Raw genomic sequence first — 26,546 nt, 5'->3', positions numbered from 1 at the left:
ACCATCTGGCTTTGTTCCAAGTTCAGTTTGTAGCTTACCTATAAGGGATTGAAACTATTTAATCAATTTTGCCACGGCATCGTCAATAGACTGTTTGTAGCTTACCTATAAGGGATTGAAACCGTTTGTAACGGCAAAAACAAATATCGCGGACCTATGTTTGTAGCTTACCTATAAGGGATTGAAACCGGCTTCTGAGGTTTATAGGAATCCCCTGCGTTGCTGGTTTGTAGCTTACCTATAAGGGATTGAAACAGGTATAATAAAAGTGAAGATTAGTTAGCGCCTAATCGTTTGTAGCCTATAAGTATGGGTGGAGGAACTGAGTACAAATTATTTTGGAGTGAATGCCAATTGAAGGGAAAGACTATCTTGGCCGTTAGTTTTGGGACAACATATCCGGAGACGTTAAAGCTTACTATTGAAAGCGTGGAGAGTAAAATTAAGCAAAGTTTCCCTGAATTTGAGGTGCGGCGGGCTTTCACATCCCGCATGGTGATTAAACGTATTTTTGAGCGGGATGGTATTAGAATTGATACTGAGATAGAGGCTTTGGAGCGCCTTCGAATTGAAGGGTACCAGGAGTATACATTCAGCCGCTTCATATTGTTGCCGGTGAAGAATATGAAAAGATTGAAAGAGTAGTTTCTCAATATTCTTCTGTTAAAGCATTTCGCCGGCTTGCTTTGGGGCGTCCCATCCTTTTTTACGGTGGGGAGGAAGGTAAGCCTGACGACTATTTAATTGCAATTAATGCAATTAGGAACCTGTTTCCCGCCCTTTCTGCCGGTGAGGCAGCGGTTCTTATGGGACATGGGGGATTACATCCCGCCAACGCTGCGTATGGCGCACTTCAGGTGAAACTGGCTGATGCCGGCTTGGAGAATGTGTTCGTCTACACGGTAGAGGGTTTTCCGTCACTGGCGGAAGTGATTAAAAAGCTTAAGACCGATAATATTAAGAAAGTAGTTTTAATACCATTCATGCTTGTCGCCGGTGCTCATGTTATGAATGATATGATTGGTGACGATAAGGATTCGGCAAGGTCACAAGTGGTTTCAGCCGGTATCGAGGTACGAGCATATCTTCAAGGTATGGGTGAGAATGCCGCTATTCAGGATATCTATATTCAGCATTTAAAAGATATAATTGATGAAGACTAACAGCCAATATTTACTAATGACTTCGGATAGTCATTATGATATTATATGAAAGTCGCTGATGACGGCGGAAAAATATACCAATATAAATTTTTAATGAACAATGTTGACATGATGAAAAAAAAATGATATTCTATAAAAGTTGCTGCGAGCGGCGGAAATAATTAACATGAATCATCGTGTTGACACGGTAAAATGAAAATGTTAATATACAATTCCGCCGTGAACGACGGTGATGTGCTCCTTGAAAACTGAACAATGTAAGATAAATACGCCAGATGTGCGGTGCTCAACGAGCACGAACAACAAGTTGGATGGAGCATCCAACACCAAAATTTCTGATTGTATTGAGCCAATAAAACGGCTCCGAATAATGTAGTCACACTGTGACTTTGAATGTTGCCTACCTCTTCTGACAAAGCGAGTCAATTCGCTTATGGACGAGTTCTAGGGTAAGAACATTCATCTGTTACAGACGGCATACTTTATTGGAGAGTTTGATCCTGGCTCAGGACGAACGCTGGCGGCGTGCTTAACACATGCAAGTCGAACGGGGAGTTAGCAATAACTCCTAGTGGCGAACGGGTGAGTAACGCGTAGGCAATCTGCCTTCTAGATGGGGACAACACCGCGAAAGTGGTGCTAATACCGAATGAGATATAAGAGATGCATATTTCTTATAAGAAAGGTGGCCGATGAAGATGCTACCGCTAGAAGATGAGCCTGCGTCTGATTAGCTAGTTGGTGAGGTAACGGCTCACCAAGGCGACGATCAGTAGCCGGTCTGAGAGGATGAACGGCCACACTGGGACTGAGACACGGCCCAGACTCCTACGGGAGGCAGCAGTGGGGAATCTTCCGCAATGGACGAAAGTCTGACGGAGCAACGCCGCGTGAGTGAAGAAGGTTTTCGGACTGTAAAACTCTGTCTTGAGGGACGAACGTATTATAGGTAAAGAATCTATAATAATGACGGTACCTGAGGAGGAAGCCACGGCTAACTACGTGCCAGCAGCCGCGGTAATACGTAGGTGGCAAGCGTTGTCCGGAATTATTGGGCGTAAAGGGCGCGCAGGCGGGTCTTTAAGTCGAAAGTCTAAGTGCGGGGCTCAACCCCGTATGGGCGTTGGAAACTGGAGACCTTGAGTGCAGGAGAGGAAAGTGGAATTCCCAGTGTAGCGGTGAAATGCGTAGAGATTGGGAGGAACACCAGTGGCGAAGGCGACTTTCTGGACTGTGTCTGACGCTGAGGCGCGAAAGCCAGGGGAGCGAACGGGATTAGATACCCCGGTAGTCCTGGCCGTAAACGATGGGTACTAGGTGTAGAAGGTATCGACCCCTTCTGTGCCGGAGTTAACGCAATAAGTACCCCGCCTGGGGAGTACGGCCGCAAGGTTGAAACTCAAAGGAATTGACGGGGGCCCGCACAAGCGGTGGAGTATGTGGTTTAATTCGACGCAACGCGAAGAACCTTACCAGGGCTTGACATCGATTGGAACATTCAGAGATGGATGCCTCTCTTCGGAGACAAGAAGACAGGTGGTGCATGGCTGTCGTCAGCTCGTGTCGTGAGATGTTGGGTTAAGTCCCGCAACGAGCGCAACCCTTATCCTTTGTTGCCAGCGCGTAAAGGTGGGAACTCAAAGGAGACTGCCGCAGAGAATGCGGAGGAAGGCGGGGATGACGTCAAGTCATCATGCCCCTTATGTCCTGGGCTACACACGTACTACAATGGGCTTCAACAGAGAGAAGCGAAGCCGCGAGGTGGAGCCAAGCTCACAAACAAGCTCTCAGTTCGGATCGGAGGCTGCAACTCGCCTCCGTGAAGTCGGAATCGCTAGTAATCGCAGGTCAGCATACTGCGGTGAATACGTTCCCGGGCCTTGTACACACCGCCCGTCACACCACGAGAGTTGGAAACACCCGAAGCCGGTGAGGTAACTGAAAAGAGCCAGCCGTCGAAGGTGGGGCCGATGATTGGGGTGAAGTCGTAACAAGGTAGCCGTATCGGAAGGTGCGGCTGGATCACCTCCTTTCTAGGGAAAAGCAGAGAGCCAGGTTTCTAGGAGCGAAAGCGACGCGGAAACCTGAGCGAATCGCTTAGTTCTGAGCGGAAGCGAAGAACATCCTATAAGCGAGCTCTATTCCAAGGTCGACGTACGGCTGAGCAATCATCCGTGCGACACATCTGGCAACCCGATACTAAACGCAACATAGGTGTTGGCTGTAGTATCCAACCTTACATTGTTTAGTTTTGAAGGAGCATAACTGTGTTACCAGAACTTACCGGTTGAAACAAACCGGTAGTTGTGATAGCATTACTGTAAAAAAGGGCTGTGGAAGAACTTAGCGATAAGTTATTCCAAGCCCTTTTGTGATGTATATGCCTAAGAATTGTTCTACGAGGAGTAAGCGTCAAGCCAACCCCATATGGCAATAAAAAACCACCTGCTATATGACCCAGAAACAAAATATCAGGTGGTTTTTCTGGAATCATGTCCATATTATGATTTTGTGATCGGCAGAGTATCCCCCGAAGATAATTCGGGGGATATTTATTATCTTTCCAGGCAATGGAAGTCGACTTTGGTATCTGTTATTATAAAAGATAAGTTTACTCTTAAGAGTACAGCCATCAGTAAGCGACAAGTGCTTTGCCGGGAGGTGAATTCATAAGTGAAGAAGATGATGAGATTACTGTTGGCGATGGCCACGATATTTGGTATATCTACAGGGAATCAGTTCGGTGACGAGCCGAAAGGGATGATAGCTTATGCTGCCGCGCGACGAAGGCAGGGCAGCCGATAATATGGCGATAATAAGGATTGGCGAGCCTATGGCATGCTGGAAGGTAAAACCAATATAAGGAAAACTGAATATAAGCTTTTCGTCTGTATGTTGCGGGGCCAAGCCATGGTAAAGGCAGGTTGGTCGTCAGTTCGAGTCCCACTCGAGGAACCAATTATGTTTTTAAAATGCATTTACAAAAATGAATGCGTTTTTTATATGTGCGCAGAAAAACCTCCTTAACGCGTATAATTTTAAATTGAGAGCATTTGCTTATTTTGGGTATTGGATACACAAAATGGAAATTTGTCATAATTTGTATCGCTTTTAGCTTATATCCATTTTTCAAAGGTTTATTCACACAAGGAAAGGGTCAATCGCTGATATGAAAATAAGGATAGCGCTCCTAGTCTTTTTGGTTGTATTGGCAGTTATGGTGCAATTTATATTTTTAAATAATACGCCCAATCCCAATTTAACGGAGGCAAAAGTGAATCAAAATCCAGCAGCTGGCAAAAATCCAAAGCCGGAGGAAATACAGGCCTTTCGTTTTCTTCGGACTAGAATGCAAAGTCCGCATGGGGTAATAAGATATTTGGTTGATGCTAAGTCGCCTGCTGCCTTTGGTGTGAGTGAATCTATGGGTCAAGCTATGGAATATACTGCTTTGCTTGGTGATGCCAAACTCTTTGGAAAATATGCAGCCTTCACCGATAAATATTTTAAAGACCCAACAGGTTATTATTATTGGAAAATTGATGTTGCCAGCAAAAAGGGAGAAACTACGTCTGCTTTGGTTGATGATTTAAGAATTGTTAAGGCCTATTTTATTGCCAATGAAAAGAAGCTAGGCAATTATGACAAACAAATTGAAAAGCTGGCGGAGGCCATTTACGAATTTGATGTTGATGCCAAAGGCTATCCTTGTGACTTCTATGATGGAATAGCCAAAAAGAAGGCGGACATAGTTTCTTTGTTTTATCTGGATGTAGAGACTATGGAAAAATTAAGTAAAGTAAATGCTAAATGGTCGGCGTCCCATAAAAATGCAATCCGTATTTTGTTGAATATGCCGGAGAATCAACATGGATTTTACCCGCAGACCTTCAAAATTGATACTAAACAGTACATTTGGCCAATTTCCATTAATATGGTGGAAAACTTGTACACGGCAATTGATGCTTATAATGCAGGTAAAAGTACAAGCGCTTTAGTAACTTTTTTAAAAGCACAAGTAAAGCAGGGTAAAGTATATAATCATTACAATTCTGACGGAACACCGGTAAACCAAGATGAGTCTACAGCCGTGTATGCATTATCAACTCGTTTCTTGGCACTGAACAATGAATGGGAAGCAGCCGAGTGGTGCTATCACCGCACGCTGGATTTTCAAATTAACGATAAGAAGTCGTTTGAAGGTGGATTTGGCGAGCCAGAGACCGGACTTGTATATGCGTTTGATCAATTGGAAGCATTACTAATGTTGAGGATGGTGGAGATAAAGAATGATAGCCAGTGACAAGTATATACGGAAAGATATACTCTTTTTCAATTTAATCATGGTTTTTATATTAGCCGTTATCGCGATTGTATTGCTTTACGCTCCAACTATGGGGACTTTTAACTTGTTTATTCCGTTTGCCTGCCTGCTGTTCAATATGATCGTAAGCCATAATTTGGGCTTGCAGCGAGGTTTGATGGCAGGCATCGTGCTAACCTTTGCTTTTGGCAGTTATATTATTTATGAAACAATGATTATTAATCGAATTACGGAAGTTAATTTTGCCTATATTGCCTGGCTGTTCTTTTTTCCGCTTAGCAGTATATTGGCAGGCCAATTATCGCTAGTTGTTTCCAATTATCGAAGAGAGTTGGAAAATAAGAAAAGTTTGGAACAACTGGTAACCATTGATGCTTCCACTGGTCTTTATAATAGTCAGGGTTTTTTTCGAAAATTGGAAGAAGAATTTGTCCGTGCCAAACGGTACAAAACCTGCTTTTCTATTTTATTGATAAAGATGTCCAATTTTGATGAATTACAGGTTATTTACGGGGAAATCGATTCCATAAAAATTTTGCAGTCAGTTGCCGGGAAAGTAGAGTTACAGACACGGTTTTCCGATATTAAAGCATTAATTAGTGCGGATATACTTGGCATTATGCTACCTGAAACCAATGAAGACGGCGCTAGAATTGTAATAGAAAAATTGCACCAGGCTTTAGATCGCCTTACAACAGAGATTAGAGGCACCAAGAAGGTTATCCGAATTAAACCGAGTATTGGTATTTCCAGCATTAAAGAAAGCGATACAGATGTTCTAGAAGCTTATCAGCGAGCTAAGGAAGAACTCAATTATGATCGAGGTTAGAAAAAAAGCAATTATGTTCTTTTTGCTTGCCATATTCACTTTTGGTATTTGTTTGCCAACAAGCAGTTATAGCAGTGCGCCAAAGCTAAAGACGTATATTGTCTATGACAGTCCCAACCGATTCGCTGATAGTTTTCCGCTGGTTAATGCTTTAATTGAGCATTTGGGGCATTTTGACTTAGCCTGCCAGCCGATGGCGCTTCAAGAATGGAAGCCTGGTGCGCTGCAGGACGCGGAACTGATTGTGTATGCAGGCTTAAGTGATGTAACCTTGCCGCAGGGCTTATTGCAGGAAATGGCCCATGCCCGGCGGGTAATCTGGTTTGAAAAAAATATTGAGCAAATGGCGGCCTACTTACATTGGCAGGATTTTAAACTTGAAGGAGTTTTTAATGGTTGGTCGTTCATTAACTATAAAAGAGACGTGTTTATTGATGATTGGATAAATGTTGTAATTGCGCAGCCAGGACAAAACGCTCAGGTTTTTGCAACTGTAAAGGATATAGTGGCAAGTAAGCCGCTGGCATGGCAGCGCGACAATGTGTATTATTGCGGCTTATTAGAGGTTCATCCGAAGTATATGATTACTTTAAGTGGGTTACTTCATCAGTTTATCCCAAATCAGAACCATAACCATTCACACTCGCACAAAGCTCTGTTGCGTATTGAGGATGTTAGCCCGTTGGTTAACTCTGAAGCGGTTGGCGCGGTCATTGCGACTATCACAAAATATAATATTCCGTTCTCGATTGGGGTTATTCCCGTGGGAGTTACAAAAGATGACAGGTATATATTTTTACATGAGCGTCCGAATTTGTTAAAAGTGCTTAAGGAAGCGCAGGATAACGGCGCCAGTATTATTATGCATGGCTATACGCACCAAAATAAATATTCACCGAAAACCGGGGAAGGTTATGAATTTTGGAATGCCCGTGATGATAAGCCAATGGAGAATGATGACGCTTTTACCAGTGAGCGCATCGAAGCTGGTATTGAGGAACTGGTTCGCTGCGGGTTAACTCCTGTCGCTTTTGAACCGCCGCATTATGCGATGAGTGAAGCCGGGTACAAAGTGTTATCACGGTATTTCAATATTTTTTCCGGTCAAATTCAGATTTCAGACAAGAGTGACCGACTATCCTTGTCGCTTCCCTATGTGACTACATCTACTTATTTGAATGGCATGATGGTCATTCCTGAAAATATGGGTTATTACGATGGTAAGACGTTTCTAGTTGACCATATGTTGCAAAGTTCAGAACAGATATTGGAAATTCAAGATGGTTTTGCCTGCTTTTTTTATCATGGCTATCTGCCACCAGATAAACTGCCATCCATTATTGAGGGCTTACAAAAGCAAGGCTATGAATTCTACGATTTACGACAGCTTCCTATCCTGGTTCATTCACCGAAAATTAAAATTATAGGCCGGGATGGACAATTGAGAGTAGAGGTTGATGCCAAACTGCAATCCTCCTGGGGGAGTAACCCGGTAGACGACAATATGTTTAAAAAAATTGGCTCTGTACACATAACGCTGCTACTATTAATTTTAGGTATATTTGTGGTGATTATTATTCGCCTGCGGGCGAATGCCAATAAACATTATGAATGATGAGATAAATTCTGCAGGCAATTTTGCGAAAATAAGGGGGTGACGGCCAATTTGTTAGTGGATAACTTATTTATTGCTTCCCTGGCAGCTACTTGGCTGATTCTTTTCTACCACGTTATTTTAACCATTGGCGGCTATCGGCATTTTGTTAAAACTTTGACCTCGGTTGAGCCGGATCTTGAACTGTCTGAATATCCAATGGTAACTGTGCTAATTCCCGCGCACAACGAAGAAATGGTAATCGGCCGGACGGTCGATGCCATGGCTCGGTTAATATATCCCCAAGACCGCCTGGAAATTATTGTTGTCAATGATTGCTCCACTGACCGGACAGGAAAAATCTTAGCAGAAAAATGCGCTAAATATCCTCAGTTAAAAGTGGTAACTCTGGCGCCGCCTCTGGGGGCTAAGGGAAAGTCCAATGCGCTTAATAACGGTCTTAAGGCTAGCAAAGGAGACTATATTGTCGTTTATGATGCCGATAATACGCCGGAACGCCGGGCCGTACTATATCTTGTGCATGCTATTCTGCAGGATGAGAAACTGGGAGCTGTTGTCGGCAAATTTCGTACCCGTAATAAAGAGGCCAGCTTATTGACCCGGTTTATTAATGTGGAAACATTGAGTTTCCAGTGGCTGCTGCAAGCTGGCCGGTGCCATTTCTTTGGGATAACGACCATTCCGGGCACAAACTTCATTATTCGCCGGTCACTGCTTGATAGTATGGGCGGCTGGAATGTAAATGCATTAACCGAAGATACGGAATTGACGATTCGGATTTATGACAGTGGATATCGTATTTTTTGGCTGCCGCATGCGGTTACTTGGGAACAAGAACCTGAAACCTTACGGGTTTGGTTAAAGCAAAGAACTCGCTGGGCGCAGGGCAATATGTGGATTATCGGGCAATACCTGTTTAAACTATTTACCTTGAGGGATTTGCGAATTAGTGCCGACATTATTTATTTTACCTTTACGTATTTTGTTTTCTTTGTCGCAATTATTGTGTCAGACCTCATTTTTATTCTAGGCATTCTGGGACTTACCCAATTGACTGTTTCCGGTCCCTTCAATATTATCTGGCTACTGGCTTACGCTTTATTTATCGTAGAAACTTATATATCCCTTTCTTTGGAAAGAGGAGAAGGCAATGGAAAAAACTTGGCCCTGACAGCGCTGATGTATTTTACCTATAGTCAACTTTGGATCATTTTGGTATTCCGGGCGAGTTATCTTTTGCTCAAACGAAAGCTGCAGAAAGATTCCGGTTTTCATTGGTATAAAACAGAGAGGAGTGCACTATGACAAACAAAATGATAAAAATCGTATGCTCTATGTTCTCATTACTGCTATTATTACTTATTCTTTCGTTTGGGCAAAGCGCGAAAGCGGCGCCGTCCGCTTCAGGAGATAGTTATACGCTGCGGCTTTTTAATGTAAATACTGTCTTACGCAATCCCAATGACAGCATTTCCGGCTATTTCGACATCTATCAGGGGAGCGCTATTACGGAACCGGCTGTTTTGGACCTTTGGTATTCGTACTCGCCAACAACCAAGACTGAACTCTCTTTCATCACCATTTCTGTAAACGGAGTTCCGGTGGACAGCCGGCCGTTGGAACCAGCGCAAGCAGCTATGGTTAATTGGCTAGTAGCCCTGCCGGCCAATCAGATTAAAACCGGCTTTAATGAGGTGAATATATCGGTTGTGCACCGTTCTATCGACGGCTTGTGCCGTGACATTGATAATGAAGCCAATTGGTTTATTATCAGGCCTGAAACCAGAATCAGCTTTAAAGTAGCTCGCAGCCCTTACAGCTTAGCTAGTTATCCTATGCCTTTTCTGGATGAGTATCTTGCCTCAAAAGTAAATACTGTATTTTATCTTCCTGATAATTCTGACCAAGTCATGCTGGCATCGCTGTTTAATTTAGCGACCAACTGGGGCGCCCGTGGTTTGACGGGTGTGCCGCAACGTATGGAAGTACGGCTGGGACAGCCGGGACAGGTCCCGGCCAATGAAGTTGTATTAGGTCTAACCAGTCAGTGGCAGGGCAATCAGAATAAAACAGCGGTTTTAACATTAGCTGGTCTTTCCGATGGCTTTAACCGCCTTCTAATCACTGGCGATGATACCAGCAGTATGGCGAAAGCGATGGATGCGTTAAGCAGACCGCAATTAGTAAAAACGTTTTTGGGTCAACAAACGGCTTTGTCAACCAATTTGCCTGCTGACAAGCAGGGGACAGTCAAAAAAGAAAACGGTGTGTATACCTTGGTTGACTTAGGGTACCAGCAAGATATTGCAGTGGCAGGCGCCTTTCATCAAGAAGCAGTTATTAATGTCCCCAGACCGTCAAATTATAAAGCTGGGGATGGATCTTATATTGAACTGCATTTTCACCACGCGAAAATATTGGATCCTAAAAAATCTGCAGTTACTATTTATATTAATGACGTACCCATCCGATCCGCCGCCTTATTGGCGGAGAATGCCGAAAAAGGAATCCTGAAAGCGCCTATTCCGGTATCGGAGCTAAATAAGCCATCATGGCGGGTACGATTTGGTTTTTATCATGACATAGGTGTTATTGACTGTTCGAAACGGTATGATGAAGTTGCCTGGTCTGTGGTAGAAAAGGATACCAGCATCGTATTAGAAAAGGGAAATATCGAGCGTATTCCTAGTTTAGAGGATTTCCCGAATAATTTTTATATTAGCCCGGACGGTATTATTAACCTCACTATGGTGTTGCCGGATAACCCGTCACAAGAAGAATTGAGTGCGGCATTTAAATTAGCATATTATATTGGCCAACAAAATAAGAGTAAAATTCTCTGGCAGGTCCACACCAGTTCATCCTATGATGCAAGCAAAGCACCTGGTACAGTTATCGCATTAGGCAGAAATGATGCTGCCAAGCAATGGAATGCATTGAAAAAGTATTTATTGGTTTCACCGGAGCCCGATGGTGGCTATCATGTCGCTGACTGGTTAGAAGTAATGCCTGCTGCATTGAATAGTTTTGATATCTACCAAATCGGTAAAATTGATAATGACAAACTGCTGTACGCATTTATGTATTCCAGTCCGGAACGAATGAATAATCTCCTGAATTTTAGCTTATTAAATGAAAATGTTTTAAGCGGAAAATTAACATTAGTTGACGCGCAAGGGAATCATGCTTCGTTTGCGCAGAGTCCGGCTGCAGCCGGGACCGGCAGCTTAGCTTGGTTAAAGAGCCTGTGGTCATATACCGACGGCGTCGGGCAGACCTATTTAGCAGTTTTTGTTGCGGTGCTTTTAGCTACGGGAGCATTAATGTTCTTTATGCGTAAGCGTTCGTAACAATTGGAGTCTTATTACAGGAGTGGTACTATGCGTCGGCGGTTATCTTATTTAAGTACAGTCTGTTTCTTGGCGGTTATGTCACAACCATTGCAGGCTTTGGCAGGTTCCGCAGTCAGTGTTCCGGCGGAGGCCCGGGATACGGCGGCAGCAGCTGTAGCTGCCGCACAGGATGTTCTCGATAAAGAGGAGGGAGCGCGAGAGCGGGCTGAAGCTACTATGTATGCCCAAAAAGCAGAAAGCGAATTAGTAGAAGCACAATTGCAACTTACCGAAGCCGAAAAAGCGCTGGCGCAATCTACCCTTGATGCAGAAGAAGCAGCGGCAGAGGCGCAGCGTGCCGCAAAAGAGGCGAAAGCAGCGGCTGATCACGCGGCTGATTTAAATAAAAAAGCAAAAGAGGCTATTGCTGAAGCAGAAGCAGCGGCAGCGGCTGCTGAAGCTATGGAAGCTGCGTTGCAAGCCGAAGAGGATGCTATAATGGCAAGGCAGAATGTTCAAACGCGGCCTGTGCTTGTCGAAACGCCTGTGCCTGGTGAACCTGTACAGCCCAATTCTTTCAAAGACTCAGATGAATTACTAAGAATGGAAAAAGAATTGAAACGTCTGGAAAAAATGCAGAAAGACGGGGATTTAGCCCGACAAGGGGGAATTCCGGTATTAGAAGTGTCAGAAGAGCCAAACGTTGACTGGTCTAAAGCGGAAGCGGCGTATGCACGCGCCGAGCAGTTAGAGCAGGGTGCCACCGACGCTGATAAAGCCGCTGAGCAGGCTGGACACATCGCTGATCAGCAAACTGCCTACGCCGAAGCGGTTGAAAGTAAAGCGGCTGAGGCCAAGCAGGCATTGCTTGATGCGGAGCTATTAGTGAAGGATGCTAAAGCTTCTGCTGAACAGGCCCAAAAATATGCAATCCAGACCAAGGCCCAGCTGGAACAGTTGGTCTATTTGCAGGAACACCCGAAAAGTGTGCATACCTTCGTCAGCGAGCTTAATTATTATAGCGGCAATAGTGCCTATCAACTTACTCACCCCATCTCTTTTGGCTATTGGCATAAAGATTTTTCCTATAGCTTGAATACGAAATATATTATTGCGAAAAACAACACGGATGGTGCGAGTGGCCAGGTAAGTACTTTATCTGATACGACCTTAAATTTTACAAAACGTAATGAAACCCCCAAATATATCGTGGATTATAGTTTGGATATTAATATTCCTACCGGTAAATCTGCATTGTCCTGGTCGGAACGTAATGCTAGAATGAATGAAGATTTAGTAGCGGTTAGCCAATTTGGGACAGGATGGCAATTTACCCCGAAAATTGAAGCCAGTTGGAGAATCAGTAAAGAAGATATGTGGACGGTTGGCACTAGTTATGCTTTTAATGGTCCATATGACCCGACAACCGATATATCACATGATGATATATCGCCCGGCAATGAATGGCGAAAGTTTCTCCGCTGGCAGCATGCGGGGCGGGATTGGCAATTTGTTGGTGAGCTAAGCAATACAAGCACGAGCGTTACTAAGATCGCCAATGGTGAAGAATACTCTACCGGAGATCAATGGGAATACAGGCTGACCTACAACAGAAAATTGCCTAACAATCAGAATATCATGTTGTATTATTGGCGTGAAAATCAAAATATAAATAGTATTGTACCGTCTGATAACTCCAACAGACTGGCTCATTATCTAGGGACGATGTGGAGTAAAAAAATAAATGAAAAACGATTGTTGCGGGTTAGCTTTGATATTATGAAGAGCAACGGCAGACGGTATGACAGAGTCAATAATTATTTTGATACCGATGGAAACCCTCAATATACTTCGGTTGATGTGAATGGAAGGACGAAATATACCTTAGGTCTTGGCTATGACATCCGGTTGGACGAAAAAAGCAGTTTCGCCATTGATCTGCAAAAATTCATCATGAAAGATGGTGAATCAAGTTTAGGGCAAGCACCGACTACTTACCATGGTTTAAATATCCTTATGAAATATAACAAAAGTATTTAATAAACGGAGTATATCTGTTCATTTGAAGAGGACATTTCGCTGGATTCCTTTGAGGACCGAATGACCATTGGCGTCGCTTTGCAGATTGATAAATGTTGCGGGCAAGAAACGGGGGATGCCGCCGGTCACACTGTACCTGTTTCTGGCCAGACTGGACTCTAAGACCGGGGACCTGATTTAAATCAGCTCTCCGGTTTGTCTTACTTTAAGTAAAGTACAACTTTTTCAGAGGAGAAGTGCAACCAACATCCTAAAGGGCGCAGGCAGCTTTCGCCTTTGCTAAAAGGCTGGCGTAAGTCAGGTTTTCTAGCTTTCATCCAAAAATCAGGCGGGATGGATCACAGGGATAATGACAGGCCCTATTTGGGGGCACATTTTTATCCGCGCGGATAATGGACAGAAATGGTAGTATTTTTCTATAATTAAAATTAATGTCAACAAAAAATGCGCATTTTCGCTATTTTGCGAGGGAGGTATAACAAGTTATGATGCATTGCTACCGTAAATACCGGAAGACAGTCATCGCCATTTTTGGTATGACGATGCTGACAAAAAAATTACTTAACTTTGTGTCTGGTTTTTCCTGACACTTACAATCAAACTATGAGGATGGAGTGGATTGTATGTATTGGTATTCTCCGTCTGGAATCGGCCGATATGGATAATCTGGAGGTTACCGGTGATAAGTAAGCAGCAGTCTGGGTGAAGGATATGAAAAATGCAGAGTTGGATACATTAGAACAGCTGCGGATCGGCATACGGCTGTTGGCAAAGGGAAGGTATCCCGACACTATCGCTGCCGAGGGCTGCAGCGAACTGGTGGGGGAAATTGTTTACCTGTTCAACCAGGTGGCCGGACATTTTAGGGAATTGTACGAATATGCCGTTCCGCTGACAAAAGGCAGTCTAAATGTAAAGCGTCCGGACAAAACCAATTTCCTGGCAGGCAGTTTGAAAGAGCTTCACTCCAGGTTGAATCATTTAACCTGGCAGGCGCAACAAATTGAGAAAGGCGACTATAAGCAGCGAGTGGATCTTGTGGGTGAGTTTTTCCAGGCTTTCAACTCACTGGTTATTAAGCTGGAGGAACGCGAACAGCGTTTAAAGGAGGAAATTTTAGTCTGCCAACAAGCCGAAGCGGAAGTTCGGGCCCAGAATAAACTGATTACCGACAGCATCCACTACGGTGCGGTTATTCAACAGTCTATTTTACCGGAATTATCTTTCTTAGAAAACTATATTGCCGAATCATTTGTTATTTGGCGGCCCCGGGATATTGTCGGCGGCGATTTTTACTGGTGTGCTCCATGTACTGACGGATTCATGGCAGCGGTCATCGACTGCACCGGTCATGGCGTGCCGGGGGCCTTTATGACCATTGCCGTTAATCAGATGATAAAACGGTTGCTGGATGAAAATGCGAATTGCCAGCCGGCTGATGTCCTGGCGTTGTTGGATAAAAAGATTCATGAAACTTTTTACACTCATTCTGGGAGCAAAGAGAGGCTGTACGTCGGTCTGGATATGGGTCTGGTGAAGGTGAATACTACCGCGCATAAGGTGGTGTTTGCTGGCGCCAGGCTGCCGCTTTTTTTTGTGCACAGTGGAAAAATCAAGGAAATCCCTGGCTCACGCCGTAGTATAGGCTATGACCAAAAAAGCCGCTTGCGTAAAAAGCTTCGCATTATTCAGTTTGAGAACAGGGAATTTGGTTATGAACCCGGCGACGGGCTGTATTTGTCAACAGACGGTTTTTTTGATCAGCACGGAGAGAATCCTAATCCTTTCAGCATAGACAATTTTTCCAAACTGATAACTGAAAATTTCCTGCTTCCCATGACAGAACAAAGAACCGCATTATTACAAAATCTCGAAACCTATATGGGGATGGAAGAACAACTAGATGATATTACAGTTATGGGACTCAAGTTTTAAGGAGGTCGGTGAAGTATGATCAACGAAAAATTGCATCAGCTAATTGGCGAATTAAGCAGCAGCGATATTATTGTCAGCTTTAACGGTGCTTTTACCCAGAAAATTATCGAGGAATTTGGCACAGCGATTACTTCCTATTTACAAAAAGAAAAGAATATGGGAAAAAAGGATATTCATAATGTATTTGCGATATATATTGAACAATCCCAAAATATCAAAAATTATTTTCTTAAAAAGCCGACCGGCAGCAACGAACATGAAATTAGCCGCAGGGCTTTTGAAAGTATTATTGTTATTGGCCGGCAAGAAGACCGCTTTTTTGTTTGTTCCGGTAATCTCGTCAGCAAAGAGGATGTGCAAGAGTTAAAAGCACGGATTGATTATGTTAATTCATTGACCAAAGACCAACTGAAAAAAATTTATAAAGAAACGCTTAAATTCGGACGAAGGAATGCTGATGGCGATAGCGCCGGGCTGGGAATTATTGATATGGCCCGCAAAGCATCAACGAAACTTGAGTATATGTTTATAGATCACGACGAGAAATATTCTTTTTTTACTTTGAAAGTCAGCCTGTAGTTATTTAAGTATACGAGGAGGGTTGTGGTTGATGGAAAGGTTATACCGGACGGGTACAAAATCTTCTCCGGAAATTGATTTTAGTCCGGAAACCGGAGTGCTGAGGGTAACCGGCCAGTCTTATCCCGAAAATACATCCGGTTTCTATCAGGATATTTTTGTTTGGTTGAAGGATTATTTAGCGGTTACTGGCCACAGGATTGTCGTGGAAATCAATATTTCCTATATGAATACCAGCAGCACCAAATGCCTGATGGATATGGTCTATATGCTGGAAGACGCATTCAATGGAGGAAGTGATATTTGTGTCAATTGGTACTATTCTACCAAAAACAGGAGTATGCGGGAATGCGGTGAAGAATTTGGCGAAGAGCTAAGCTTGGAATTCAATTTGATCCCCCTGGAATCTTCCCGATAAGTAGAGAGAATATTTGCTAGCTTTACTGTTGAGGTGTTGGTGTTGCTATGGATGATGAAATAAGTCGATTATTTCAGGAAGAACTGGAAGAATTGGAACAATTCAAAAAAAGATGTAATAATAAACAGTACCAAAATAATGAACTCATGGTTCACTATGCCAATATGGCAAAAGTATTGGAAAAAAATCTTCGCGACATGATGAAGATAACGAAGATCAGCGACTCACAGCAACTATATCTGCAGGAGATACAGCAAGAATTGGAACGTGAGATTGAAGAACGGATCAAAGTGGAGGAGAAACTGGTCGAGTCCTATAAACGGCACCGGAGAAACCAGTTCTTGCTTGACTTGGCGGAGGGAAACCGCGTTTTTGATGATAGCGCCTGGACTACGGCGAGACAATTAATGATGTATTTACCGGCAACATTTCATGCTTTTTATTTGCGGTTTACCGGTTGGCGCGGCAAGCCCTTAAGCCGGACGGCGGAAAATGCAGCAGCAGTGCAAACCGACGTTGACGTGATGGTGGATCATCTAAATACTTGTCAGGGAATTGTCGCCTGGGAATGGGGGGAAGGAATTGGCCTCTTGCACCCAGCGTTGCCGAATGAAGATAAAGAACGACAGATTGCTATCGGGATTTCCCTAAAAAAACAATTGGCTGGAAGTTTTCCCCATATAGGAGTTGCCATCGGTATTGGCGGGCAACAAGGAGGGCTTGACAGCTTCATGTATCGCTGTCATCAGGCCCGGGCGGCAGCAGTTGTAGGGCGCCGGTTGTGGCTGGACCGGGATGTCTATCATCATCAGGACGGCGGTGCGTACCAACTGCTGTATCCTCTGGCCGGTAAGCCGGATACCGAAGAATTTATTGAAAGAATGGTGGGCAAATTGCTGAATTTTGATCAGGAAAATGGCACCGATTTACTCATAACGCTGGAGAAAATCCTTCAATCTTCCAATCTTAAGATTGTGTCAGAAGAAATGTATTTGCACCACAAAACCATAGTTGCCCGCAAGCAAAGAATAGAAAATATTTTACAAACTTCGTTGGATACTTTTGATGTTCGGTTTAACCTATCCATTGCTTTACATTTGTTACGCTTTCGTACTACATTAATAGACACTAGGAGTCTGACCAAGGAAAACAGAAGTTGCAAAAAACGTTTCGTCGGACAGGCTCCTAGTGTCTAATGGAATAAGTCGAAAATCTTTACTGAATTTCCTATTGAGAATATCCGCCAGTGATAATTCGGGAAGATATTTTCTATCTTTGCGGGCGATAGAATTTGAGCCAGATATGTGGCATCATTATTAAGATGAGGAATATTTCGCTCTGTATCACGGCAGAAAGTAGCGGGTGCTCGTATGTTCAATATCCTTAAAATTGATCAGGTTTTTCGCTGTAAATATATTTTAATATTTATGCTGCTTATCGCTTGGGTTGTTTTTAGTCTGACGCAAAGGTGGACAGGTATGTTTACTGTCAGTTTATTGGTACTTATTATATTGGCAGCCAGTCGTTTATCAAGGGCGACAAGAAGAGAAGAACAGATGGTTTTTGATAAATATCAATGCTGCCGGGATGATATAAGGCACCTCTTTAACTTAGTTCCTGCGCCGATGGCGCTGATAAGAAACGATGATTGGATCCTTGTGCAGATAAACCGGGCGGCGGCCGATTTGCTTGCTACTTCGGAAGGAGAAACGGTGGGGAAATGTATAACAGTTTTTTTTGGTACAAACCAGGCAGAATACCTTGCCTGGACTCAGCTTCTTCGCCGCGATGCACCGGCTGAAGCTGAGCTCCCCATATATCGCCGGAACGGTGTTGCTATAGTGGTAGCAGCGACTGCCAGTATCAACTTTGACGGAAAGCCCCACCTGATTCTTAGCCTGACTGATATCACCGCAAAGGCTATTCGTACCAAAACCCTGGAGAAACTTGCCTTGACAGACAGCATGACCGGGTTGTTGAACCGTCAGGCCTTTCGGGAAAAATTGGTATTGGCCTTATTGCATTTCCGGGAGAAAAAAAGCGAGCTATGCTTGGCGTTCATGGATTTAGACGGATTAAAAAAGGTTAATGACACTTACGGGCACAGGGAAGGGGATTGCTATATCAATACTTTTGTATCCCTGTTACGCAACTATATTAGCGAAAATGACATTATTGGCAGAGTGGGGGGCGATGAATTTGCCATAGTTTTTACAAACTGCTCCCAGCAGGTTGCGGAGGATTGTATCCGGCGAATTCAGCAGCAATTGAATTGGCTGGCATTACATACGGAAAAGCCTTATTTGATGCAAGTGAGTGCCGGCGTGGTATCGGTTGCGGGCGGAGCAGAACCACCTGATGCGGACAGTCTATTGCATAAAGCAGATAACGCCATGTATCAGCAAAAATATTTGCAGCGCCGGAAGACGCAACCTGTTGCCCAACTTTAAATTTGTCTAAAGTAAACAGCACCCAGTATGGGTGCTGTTTTTGTTTTCCATGCATCACTGGTTTTTTAACGCATTATATGCTTTAGCCGATAGATTGGCAATAAAGTTACTGGCATAAGGCAGCGGGCGGTGAGTGGTAAAGTAAAGACCGGCCTTGCCATCAAAGTTTTGCAGGTACTGCTGAACATGGTTGGTTTTGTCGGACGGACTCGGATTTGGCGCCGATTCAGCCGGGGTTTCCGGCAATGGCTTGCTTGCGGGTGCATTTATATTGGCGCAGGAACATATTAATAATAAAACCGGGAGCAAAAAATGGTAGAAATTATCCTTATGACGCATCACCGCTGCTTTATTATTCACCTATTTAGCAGGTGGTATGCCGGATGTTATCATTCTCAAAATAAATTGGGAGGGTGATGTATGGGAGCCGAATTGTCTTTGTTGCATTGGGTGTATTTAATCTTTATTTTTGCTATTCTCGGGGTAATGATTTTGAAACGGGACACGACATTGGTCTGTATAATTGGTATATTTATCATCGGGTTCATGGTGCAGGGGAGTGTATATCAGGCTGTCAGCGGGATTTTTAACAGCTTTATATATGCAATTACCGAACTGTTAAGCACAATTTTAATTATTTCTATTATTGTAGCAATGAGTAAAGTATTGATGGTTACCGGAATCAACGAGGTCATGGTGGCGCCGGTAGCTAAGCTTATCCGCACACCCGGGCAGGCCTATTGGATTATCGGCATCGTCATGATGGTTACTTCCTGGTTTTTCTGGCCTTCACCAGCCGTTGCCCTTATTGGAGCCGTATTATTGCCTGTTGCCCTTCGCGCCGGACTGCCGGCAATCGGGGTAGCTATGGCCATGAACCTATTTGGGCATGGTATCGCCTTGTCCAGTGATTTTGTCATTCAAGGCGCTCCCAAACTCACTGCCAGTGCTGCCGGAATTCCTGTTCAGAGTGTAGTCAGCGCCAGTATGCCCCTAGTATTGGTTATGGGAACTGTGACCACCCTGACCGCTTTCTGGCTATTGCGCCGGGATATGAATCAGGGTGGTCAGTTGGGAGTTGGAAAAAATCCGGAATGCCAATTCAATTTACATTCTTTAGGTGATATTCAGGATTCCATAGAGTCGGAAGCTGTTGGCCCTTTGTCTCCGAAAATAAAAAGCACACTGGCGTTACTGATACCGATACTGTTTGTTCTCGATATTATCGTCATGTACGGCGCCGGGCTGCAAGGAGGAGATGCTACTGCGCTAATCGGCGGTACGGCTGTTTTTATTTTAGCACTGATTGCTATGCTGGTGCATAAACAGCATGGACTTGAGAAGCTGACATCCTACCTGTTGGAAGGGTTTAAATTTGGTTTTTCGGTATTCGGACCCGTAATTCCCATTGCTGCTTTCTTTTATTTAGGCGATTCAGGGATTAATACAATTATGGGCAGGGTTCTTCCAACCGGGTCACAGGGGTTGGTCAATGATATCGGAATAGCGGTTGCGCAAACTGTCCCGCTTAATCCCGTAATTAGCGCTGTGACACTAACAGTCGTCGGAGCTATTACCGGACTTGACGGATCGGGTTTTTCTGGTATCTCACTGGCAGGATCTATCGCTCATCTATTTTCAACGGCAATTGGATCCGGTATAGAAACTCTAACAGCTTTAGGCCAGATTGCCGCAGTTTGGGTGGGAGGCGGCACCCTCATTCCCTGGGCGTTAATTCCTGCGGCTGCCATCTGTAACGTTGATCCGTTTGCATTGGCCAGCCGGAATTTAATTCCCGTTCTATTGGGGCTTGCGGCAACTACCATAGTTGCGATTTTTTTAATATAGCAGCATGAAAACCTCAGAGCTTATCCTATACCCGGATGTCAATTCTTTAATGCGACATATAATAATATATATATCATAGATTTGGCAACTATAATAGTATTTGTAAAACGAGGGAAGCATGATATGTTAGATAGGTTATAGGTTATAGGTTATAGGTTAAAGGTTAAAGGTTAAAGGAAGGGATTTTATTGAAAAAGATAGGAGTAATTACCAGCGGCGGTGATTGCCCGGGGATGAATGCAGCCATCCGGGCGGTTGTCCGGGTGGCTCAGGCAAAAGGTATGGAAGTTCTGGGGATTAAAAATGGTTATGCAGGCATGATTAGCAGGGATTTTGTTCAACTTGATTCCCGCTCTGTTGGTGATATAATTCAAAAAGGCGGTACTTTCTTAGGGACGGCTCGCTGTGAAGAGTTTAAAACCTTGGAAGGACGCCAGACCGCATTAAGTAACCTGCAGCAAAAAGGCGTTGAAGGGTTGGTCATAATTGGCGGGGATGGCTCCCTCACCGGTGGAAAGCTGTTAAGTGAGCTGGGTATGAAAGTGGTTGGGATGCCGGGAACTATCGACAATGACATTTGGGGAACCGACTATACAATTGGTTTTGACACTGCTGTGAATACGGTACTGGATAGCATAAACAAGCTGCGGGATACAGCTTCGGCTCATGGCAGAGTGATGCTGGTTGAGGTCATGGGACGAAAGTCCGGCTGGATTGCTCTGACTGCCGGACTGACCGGGGGAGCTGAAATTATTTTAGTCCCTGAGATCCCGTATGACTTAAACGACGTTTGCCGGCAACTGCGTGATTCCCGTGCCAAGGGAAAACAATATAGCATTGTTGTTGTGGCCGAAGGCGTAGGCAGCGCGATTACCATTGGCGAGCAAATTCGTCAGGGAACCGGTTTGGAGACTCGTGTTTCAGTATTGGGACATATCCAGCGAGGTGGAGCCCCGACTGTAACTGACCGGCTCTTAGCAAGTCGAATGTCGGAAATGGCAGTTACCTTATTGCAGCAAGGAGTAACCAATGTTATGGTAGGCATCCAGTGCAACCAAATGGTCCCGGTTATTATTGATGATGCAATTGGGCGGAAGAAGGACGTCGATGCCGTATTGTTCCGTTTGGCGGAAATTTTGTCACAATAATTACCGCGCTATTGCCGGGAAATAAAAATTGGCCAGATAAAGGAAGACACCAGCTTTTGCCGGTGTCTTCCTTTATTGAAGCCCTTGTTTTCCAGCTTCGTGGCCGGAATGACGGGGATGGCGAGAGCAGTGTCTCTGAGAAAATCAAAGTATGTTTTTCCCCAATGTTTCAGCTCTCTTTAATCCATCGGTCTTCAAAATATCATCTTTATCATGAAGACCCGGTACAATGATTATGCCGCTATCCTTCCAATTCAGGTATTGAGCAATTAGTTTATAGGACTTAACAATACCCTCGAACACCGTTTCATCATGCGTACCTCCGCTGACTAAAAGCGAGCATTCCTTTATCTTTAATGGCCTTTTCGAAATTATATAGGAATAGAACTTGTCAATAACAGCTTTCAACTGTACCGGAAACGAGAACCAGTACATTGGTGTTGCAAACACAACCATATCAGCTTGCTCCAGAAGCGGCGCAAATTCATTAAAATCATCCGAAATAGAACAGGGGGTACCCTTTTTGAAACAAGTCTGACAGTCAATACATCCCTTTATGCTTTTATCTGCAGTTGTATATATTACAGTCGTGTGTCCCGCCTGCCGGGCGCCGGCAATAAATGCATCTGCCAGCTTATCGGTATTGCCGCCTTTTCTAGGGCTGCCTGTTAAAACGAGTATATTTTTTGACATATATACATTCCTCCTATAAGTTATATAAGTTATGGTTGTTTTGTCTAATTATATGTGTTATTCTTTCGATATAAAAGTATGCACTTTTATGATAGATACTATATATTGAGGAAGATACTATACTGAAGGAGAGCGGCAATATGACAGAATATAAGCTAACTCACCACGATTGCCCTGTGACATATACTTTATCTGTACTCGGCGGCAAATGGAAGTGGTTAATAATTTATACATTATCCGGGGAAGGGACCTTAAGGTATGGGGAACTGAAGAGAAACCTGCCGGGTATTACCCACAAAATGCTGAGCCAGGAACTAAAAGGACTAGAGGCTGAACAATTGATTGATCGCAAAGAATATCATCAAATTCCGCCTAAAGTTGAATACTCGTTAACCAAAAAAGCACAGACACTTATTCCTATTTTGGACCTCATGTGTGACTGGGGAAAAACTAATTGGCCGAAGGCCAACCCAGGCTGTTGAAAAACTTCGCCTAGCGTCGTTGCTCCTCAGAGCCCTTGCTTGCGTACCCCCGAAGTACGCGGCGCGGCGGGCTCTTCCGGTGCGCCTAGCTATGCTCGTTTTTGAACAGCCTGGGGTTTATCGATAAGCTGAATTGGCCGAAGGCCAGCCTATAATTTGTTTTTAAGTATTAATAAATGTTTTCAGTTTTCAGTATGAAAAAAAAGAGTAGAACATTCATAGAATACTATGAGTTCTACTCTTTTGATTAACATAATATAAAGTATTTTTTTGTAATTACCAGTAAGCCTGGTTCTAGCCAGATTTTATTCTTCTATGAGAAACAATATCTTTTATTAGGCATGATCATTTATATCAAATTATCATCTTCACTTACTCGCGCGTTTATACTTAGTTTTTCGCCATGTCCCCATAACATGCGGGCAACTGAGTTGTCGGCAGATCTTCTGTTGTCATGTTGAAGAGGGAAACCAACTGTATCAGCGGCGAGATCCATGTTATCATCCTCATATATTTGGTTGTCAGTCATGAGTTTGCCCGGTGATTCCGGCGCGGACAAACCGGAAATGGTAATGGAGGCGTCAAGGCTTTTGCTCGCTTGATTATTGCCGAGAAAGTTCTTGGACATGATAAAACCTCCTACGACGGGAATTTTTATAGGACTTGACTTTGCGATTAGCTTACCCGGCTGCTATAAAGTAAATACATATTTTTTAAGCAGGTGACCAAATTCCCGGTTAAAGCATATTTATATCATATAAATTTTGCTGTGAGGTAGTGTCGCCTGTACTGGCCGCTTCTGTCTGCCCGGATGCGGCAGGAAGGCGTATTATTTTCTATAAGGAGATGGAGAGTAATATGTGCGGAATCACAGGTTGGATCGACTGGGAGCAAGACTTAACGGGGAAAAGGCATATATTGGATAGCATGGTGGCGACGTTGGCCGCACGTGGGCCGGACGCAGAGGGGGTATATATGTCGCCGCATGCTGCACTAGGTCATAGACGTTTAAGTGTTATTGACCCGGTCAACGGGGCTCAGCCTATGATCCGCTATCGCGGTGAGCAAAGATTTGTCATTACATATAACGGCGAATTGTACAACACTCCTGAACTGCGACAGGATTTGGAGAGCCGGGGGTACATATTTACAACTCGCTGCGACACGGAGGTTCTTCTGACCGCATTTATAGAATGGGGATCAGCATGTGTTGAAAAGTTTAACGGCATATACGCTTTTGCAATTTGGGATGAAGTTCGTCAAAGTCTGTTTATGGCCAGGGACCGTATAGGAGTAAAACCTTTATTCTATGCCGAGCGGGGCTCAAGTTTCATCTTTGGCTCTGAGCTTAAAACATTATTAGCGAATCCGTTGATTAAACCGCAGATTGACGCTGAAGGGTTGGCGGAAGTATTTATGATTGGACCGGCTAGGACGCCGGGACATGGCGTGTTTCGCGGAGTCAGCGAGCTAAAGCCGGGTTATTGCCTGACTTATGACCGGCGCGGAAAGATAGTTAAGCAGTATTGGCGATTAGAATCCAAACCCCATACAGACAATTTTGCTACTACCATCAGCACGGTACGTGATCTTGTCAGTGATGCGACCAAGCGCCAACTGGTATCGGACGTTCCCATCTGCACGCTTTTATCCGGCGGACTTGATTCCAGTTTGTTAACGGCACTGGCAGCCCAATCTTATTCGGAAACCTGGCCGGGAGCATTACCTACCTATTCGGTAGATTACAAAGATAACAATCTGTTTTTTAAGGCTAGCAGCTTTCAGCCCAATCCGGACGCTCCTTGGGTTAAACGGGTATCGGAATATTTCGGGACCAATCACCATTATATAGAACTGGACACTCCTGAACTGGCCGGAAGCCTGCCTGCCGCTGCTTTAGCCCGCGACTTGCCGGGCATGGCCGATGTGGATACCTCCCTTTACCTATTTTGCCGGGAAATTAAAAAGGGAGCAACAGTGGCATTATCCGGCGAATGTGCGGATGAGGTTTTTGGCGGGTATCCGTGGTTTCATCGGCTGGATATGATTGCAGCCGATACTTTTCCCTGGGCTATTCGGCCGGACCTGCGTCTGTCTTTTCTTTCAACTGAGTTAAAAGAAAAAATAAAAGCGGCGGACTATGTATCTCAGCGTTATCATGAGGCGCTTGCCGAGGTTCCGCGTCTGGCCGGGGAAGACACGCAGAGCGCAAGAATGAGAGAAATCTTTTATTTAAGTCTCACCCGGTTTATGGCCACTCTCCTTGATCGTAAGGACCGGATGAGTATGGCCTTCGGTCTGGAAGTGCGCGTCCCGTTCTGTGATCACCGCATCGTTGAATACGTTTGGAATGTCCCCTGGAATATGAAATATCATAATAACCGGGAAAAAGGTTTACTGCGGCAGGCTTTAACCGGAATATTGCCGGATGATGTCTTATGGAGGAAGAAAAGCCCTTATCCCAAAACTCATAACCCGTCTTATACGAAAGCTGTGGTTGATGAGGCGTTAAGTATTCTTAAAAATCCTTCCTCTCCTTTAGTACTTTTGGTCAACGTCAATAGGTTAAATGAAATAGCAGAATCGGATTTGTCAGCGGCCAATATACCCTGGTTTGGTCAACTTATGGGAGGGCCGCAACTGTTTGCTTACCTGATTCAAGTCGCTGCATGGCTCAAGGAATATAGAGTTGAAATTGTTTAGTGACATTGCCGCGGCAAGACCCACAGGCTGGTGTAATCCAGCCTGTTGGTCTTGCCGTATTAAAAAACGATGTAGCGTTTTCGGAATATTACTACTATTATAACGGGTTCTAGCGGGGAAATAGATAATCCAATGCAGCCACACGAAAAAGGCAAACAACAACCGGCACGACAATGATCGGCACTAAGACAAGCTGCCATGCTGAAATATCCGCCACAACAGGAAGGAAAATGTGATATTGTTCCAGAGTCCAGTAGGCCAGGGCCAAGACTGCAATGCCCAACAGCCGGTAGCGCAAACGCAACTTTAGGCCTACACATAATGTAATGATAATGCTGGTAATAAGAAGATAGAGAAAGAAAAATCCCTGGTGATACTTCTGAGGATCCCCGGCGGACCAGGGCATTTGAAATATAAATAATTGTCCTCCTTTATTTACTAAAAAAACCAGTAAGTTATGGAGGGGAGAATAGGTTAGATAAATGACGGCCAGCCTAAAAATTAAATGAGGCCGTTTCTCTTGTAACCCGGCCCAAATCCATCTGCTTATTGCATAGAGAATACTAAGCCCGATACCTGTATAAACAGATTTCCACCAAAAATGTTGATAAATACCCAGCGTTGTAAAGTACCAGTCGATGCCGGTAAAGATAGCGGCTATACCTAACGCATAGCCCCAGGAAAGTGAAAAGGCGTTTATAGCTATCGCCGAAGCCGGGACAATGAACGAGTTTGATATATAGGATCCTATGTAGTTGTCCAATATTGGATTTGCCAGAATGCCGGGTGAATAGCGATACGCATTCAGCAGTATTAATACCACTATCTCAAAAGGATGAATGAGGGCGGCAACATTTAGCTGCAACACCAGCAGCTTCCAGTCTCTTTTATATACCAGCGAAGCAGCCAGCAGCACCAGGCTAATCACCACTAATCCATAGTACCAGTAGGCGGACGGCATCGTTCATCTCCTTTCTCTTTTGCCCC

At 44.2% G+C, this 26,546-nt stretch carries 19 protein-coding genes, 1 rRNA gene, 1 pseudogene and 1 CRISPR repeat array (1 of these 22 only partly in view); of the genes and pseudogenes, 17 read left to right on the top strand and 4 right to left on the bottom strand.

Annotation, left to right across the window (positions count from 1 at the left end; all coding sequences use genetic code 11):
• Window positions 1–255: direct repeats of the CRISPR family, unit length 30 nt; unit sequence GTTTGTAGCTTACCTATAAGGGATTGAAAC (it extends 2,511 nt beyond the left edge of the window).
• A 54-nt stretch (window positions 256–309) separates the two neighbouring features.
• The 13 genes and pseudogenes from MAMMFC1_RS20955 (at window position 310) to MAMMFC1_RS20895 (ending at window position 18,685) form a co-directional block, all read left to right on the top strand.
• A pseudogene (locus MAMMFC1_RS20955) lies at window positions 310–1,163 on the top strand (sirohydrochlorin cobaltochelatase).
• Window positions 1,164–1,645: 482 nt separating this feature from the next.
• Window positions 1,646–3,196 (top strand): 16S ribosomal RNA (locus tag MAMMFC1_RS20950).
• A gap of 1,166 nt (window positions 3,197–4,362) precedes the next feature.
• Window positions 4,363–5,466, top strand: a complete 1,104-nt coding sequence (locus MAMMFC1_RS20945) for a hypothetical protein (RefSeq protein WP_145987672.1) — start codon at window positions 4,363–4,365, stop codon at window positions 5,464–5,466.
• 40 nt (window positions 5,467–5,506) lie between these two features.
• Complete coding sequence (locus MAMMFC1_RS20940; protein WP_232035586.1) at window positions 5,507–6,316, top strand: GGDEF domain-containing protein; 810 nt, start codon at window positions 5,507–5,509, stop codon at window positions 6,314–6,316.
• Window positions 6,303–7,931, top strand: a complete 1,629-nt coding sequence (locus MAMMFC1_RS20935; protein ID WP_126310332.1) for a DUF2334 domain-containing protein — start codon at window positions 6,303–6,305, stop codon at window positions 7,929–7,931. The genes MAMMFC1_RS20940 and MAMMFC1_RS20935 overlap by 14 nt, the downstream gene beginning before the upstream one ends.
• Before the next feature lie 57 nt (window positions 7,932–7,988).
• Entirely contained in the window at window positions 7,989–9,236 is a 1,248-nt protein-coding gene (locus MAMMFC1_RS20930) for a glycosyltransferase (RefSeq protein WP_197723864.1), read from the top strand.
• Entirely contained in the window at window positions 9,233–11,281 is a 2,049-nt protein-coding gene (locus MAMMFC1_RS20925) for a cellulose biosynthesis cyclic di-GMP-binding regulatory protein BcsB (RefSeq protein WP_126310330.1), read from the top strand. Before MAMMFC1_RS20930 ends, MAMMFC1_RS20925 begins: the two co-directional genes overlap by 4 nt.
• Window positions 11,282–11,500: 219 nt before the next feature.
• Window positions 11,501–13,303 (top strand): hypothetical protein, encoded by a 1,803-nt coding sequence (locus MAMMFC1_RS20920; RefSeq protein ID WP_126310329.1) that lies wholly within the window; start codon window positions 11,501–11,503, stop codon window positions 13,301–13,303.
• A 711-nt stretch (window positions 13,304–14,014) separates the two neighbouring features.
• The gene (locus tag MAMMFC1_RS20915) at window positions 14,015–15,238 is read left to right on the top strand and encodes a SpoIIE family protein phosphatase (protein ID WP_126310328.1); all 1,224 of its coding nucleotides are present in this window, start codon (window positions 14,015–14,017) and stop codon (window positions 15,236–15,238) included.
• 15 nt (window positions 15,239–15,253) lie between these two features.
• Window positions 15,254–15,817, top strand: coding sequence for a SiaB family protein kinase (locus MAMMFC1_RS20910; protein WP_126310327.1), 564 nt, complete (start codon window positions 15,254–15,256; stop codon window positions 15,815–15,817).
• Between the two features lie 31 nt (window positions 15,818–15,848).
• Window positions 15,849–16,235 (top strand): DUF1987 domain-containing protein, encoded by a 387-nt coding sequence (locus tag MAMMFC1_RS20905; RefSeq protein WP_232035851.1) that lies wholly within the window; start codon window positions 15,849–15,851, stop codon window positions 16,233–16,235.
• Window positions 16,236–16,282: 47 nt separating this feature from the next.
• Window positions 16,283–17,431, top strand: coding sequence for a PucR family transcriptional regulator (locus tag MAMMFC1_RS20900; protein ID WP_126310325.1), 1,149 nt, complete (start codon window positions 16,283–16,285; stop codon window positions 17,429–17,431).
• A 282-nt stretch (window positions 17,432–17,713) separates the two neighbouring features.
• Window positions 17,714–18,685 carry a sensor domain-containing diguanylate cyclase gene (locus MAMMFC1_RS20895; RefSeq protein ID WP_158618842.1) on the top strand — a complete coding sequence of 324 codons (972 nt, stop codon included), beginning with the start codon at window positions 17,714–17,716 and terminating at the stop codon, window positions 18,683–18,685.
• Between the two features lie 54 nt (window positions 18,686–18,739).
• On the opposite strand, the gene MAMMFC1_RS20890 is transcribed toward MAMMFC1_RS20895, so the two are convergent.
• A complete protein-coding gene (locus MAMMFC1_RS20890; protein ID WP_145987670.1) occupies window positions 18,740–19,045 on the bottom strand; it encodes a hypothetical protein in 306 nt (101 codons plus the stop codon).
• A 60-nt stretch (window positions 19,046–19,105) separates the two neighbouring features.
• On the opposite strand from MAMMFC1_RS20890, the gene MAMMFC1_RS20885 reads away from it, so the two are divergent.
• Both MAMMFC1_RS20885 and pfkA read left to right on the top strand, forming a co-directional pair.
• Window positions 19,106–20,533: a hypothetical protein gene (locus MAMMFC1_RS20885; RefSeq protein WP_126310322.1), complete on the top strand. Its 1,428-nt coding sequence runs from the start codon at window positions 19,106–19,108 to the stop codon at window positions 20,531–20,533.
• Between the two features lie 182 nt (window positions 20,534–20,715).
• Window positions 20,716–21,681 carry a 6-phosphofructokinase gene (gene pfkA / locus MAMMFC1_RS20880; RefSeq protein WP_126310321.1) on the top strand — a complete coding sequence of 322 codons (966 nt, stop codon included), beginning with the start codon at window positions 20,716–20,718 and terminating at the stop codon, window positions 21,679–21,681.
• 144 nt (window positions 21,682–21,825) lie between these two features.
• Here pfkA and MAMMFC1_RS20875 read toward each other — a convergent pair whose 3' ends face one another.
• Complete coding sequence (locus MAMMFC1_RS20875) at window positions 21,826–22,374, bottom strand: flavodoxin family protein (protein ID WP_126310320.1); 549 nt, start codon at window positions 22,372–22,374, stop codon at window positions 21,826–21,828.
• A gap of 140 nt (window positions 22,375–22,514) precedes the next feature.
• On the opposite strand from MAMMFC1_RS20875, the gene MAMMFC1_RS20870 reads away from it, so the two are divergent.
• Window positions 22,515–22,856 (top strand): winged helix-turn-helix transcriptional regulator, encoded by a 342-nt coding sequence (locus MAMMFC1_RS20870; protein WP_126310319.1) that lies wholly within the window; start codon window positions 22,515–22,517, stop codon window positions 22,854–22,856.
• A 349-nt stretch (window positions 22,857–23,205) separates the two neighbouring features.
• On the opposite strand, the gene MAMMFC1_RS20865 is transcribed toward MAMMFC1_RS20870, so the two are convergent.
• A complete protein-coding gene (locus MAMMFC1_RS20865; protein WP_126310318.1) occupies window positions 23,206–23,484 on the bottom strand; it encodes a hypothetical protein in 279 nt (92 codons plus the stop codon).
• A gap of 230 nt (window positions 23,485–23,714) precedes the next feature.
• On the opposite strand from MAMMFC1_RS20865, the gene asnB reads away from it, so the two are divergent.
• Window positions 23,715–25,559 (top strand): asparagine synthase (glutamine-hydrolyzing), encoded by a 1,845-nt coding sequence (gene asnB / locus MAMMFC1_RS20860; protein ID WP_126310317.1) that lies wholly within the window; start codon window positions 23,715–23,717, stop codon window positions 25,557–25,559.
• A gap of 109 nt (window positions 25,560–25,668) precedes the next feature.
• On the opposite strand, the gene MAMMFC1_RS20855 is transcribed toward asnB, so the two are convergent.
• Window positions 25,669–26,520: a hypothetical protein gene (locus MAMMFC1_RS20855; RefSeq protein WP_126310316.1), complete on the bottom strand. Its 852-nt coding sequence runs from the start codon at window positions 26,518–26,520 to the stop codon at window positions 25,669–25,671.
• Window positions 26,521–26,546 lie beyond the last annotated feature (26 nt).

Source organism: Methylomusa anaerophila (assembly GCF_003966895.1).
Lineage (GTDB): Bacteria > Bacillota > Negativicutes > Sporomusales > Sporomusaceae > Methylomusa > Methylomusa anaerophila.
The sequence above is the reverse complement of the archived record's forward strand: the minus strand, read 5'-3'. Positions and strand labels throughout refer to the sequence as shown.

Coding starts and splice junctions, on each gene's coding strand:
- MAMMFC1_RS20940 (WP_232035586.1), top strand. CDS start 5,507: ATGGTTTTTATATTAGCCGTTATCGCGATTGTATTGCTTTACGCTCCA.
- MAMMFC1_RS20935 (WP_126310332.1), top strand. CDS start 6,303: ATGATCGAGGTTAGAAAAAAAGCAATTATGTTCTTTTTGCTTGCCATA.
- MAMMFC1_RS20925 (WP_126310330.1), top strand. CDS start 9,233: ATGACAAACAAAATGATAAAAATCGTATGCTCTATGTTCTCATTACTG.
- MAMMFC1_RS20920 (WP_126310329.1), top strand. CDS start 11,501: ATGTATGCCCAAAAAGCAGAAAGCGAATTAGTAGAAGCACAATTGCAA.
- MAMMFC1_RS20915 (WP_126310328.1), top strand. CDS start 14,015: ATGAAAAATGCAGAGTTGGATACATTAGAACAGCTGCGGATCGGCATA.
- MAMMFC1_RS20910 (WP_126310327.1), top strand. CDS start 15,254: ATGATCAACGAAAAATTGCATCAGCTAATTGGCGAATTAAGCAGCAGC.
- MAMMFC1_RS20905 (WP_232035851.1), top strand. CDS start 15,849: ATGGAAAGGTTATACCGGACGGGTACAAAATCTTCTCCGGAAATTGAT.
- MAMMFC1_RS20900 (WP_126310325.1), top strand. CDS start 16,283: ATGGATGATGAAATAAGTCGATTATTTCAGGAAGAACTGGAAGAATTG.
- MAMMFC1_RS20895 (WP_158618842.1), top strand. CDS start 17,714: ATGTTTACTGTCAGTTTATTGGTACTTATTATATTGGCAGCCAGTCGT.
- MAMMFC1_RS20885 (WP_126310322.1), top strand. CDS start 19,106: ATGGGAGCCGAATTGTCTTTGTTGCATTGGGTGTATTTAATCTTTATT.
- MAMMFC1_RS20875 (WP_126310320.1), bottom strand. CDS start 22,374: ATGTCAAAAAATATACTCGTTTTAACAGGCAGCCCTAGAAAAGGCGGC.
- MAMMFC1_RS20870 (WP_126310319.1), top strand. CDS start 22,515: ATGACAGAATATAAGCTAACTCACCACGATTGCCCTGTGACATATACT.
- MAMMFC1_RS20865 (WP_126310318.1), bottom strand. CDS start 23,484: ATGTCCAAGAACTTTCTCGGCAATAATCAAGCGAGCAAAAGCCTTGAC.
- asnB (WP_126310317.1), top strand. CDS start 23,715: ATGTGCGGAATCACAGGTTGGATCGACTGGGAGCAAGACTTAACGGGG.
- MAMMFC1_RS20855 (WP_126310316.1), bottom strand. CDS start 26,520: ATGCCGTCCGCCTACTGGTACTATGGATTAGTGGTGATTAGCCTGGTG.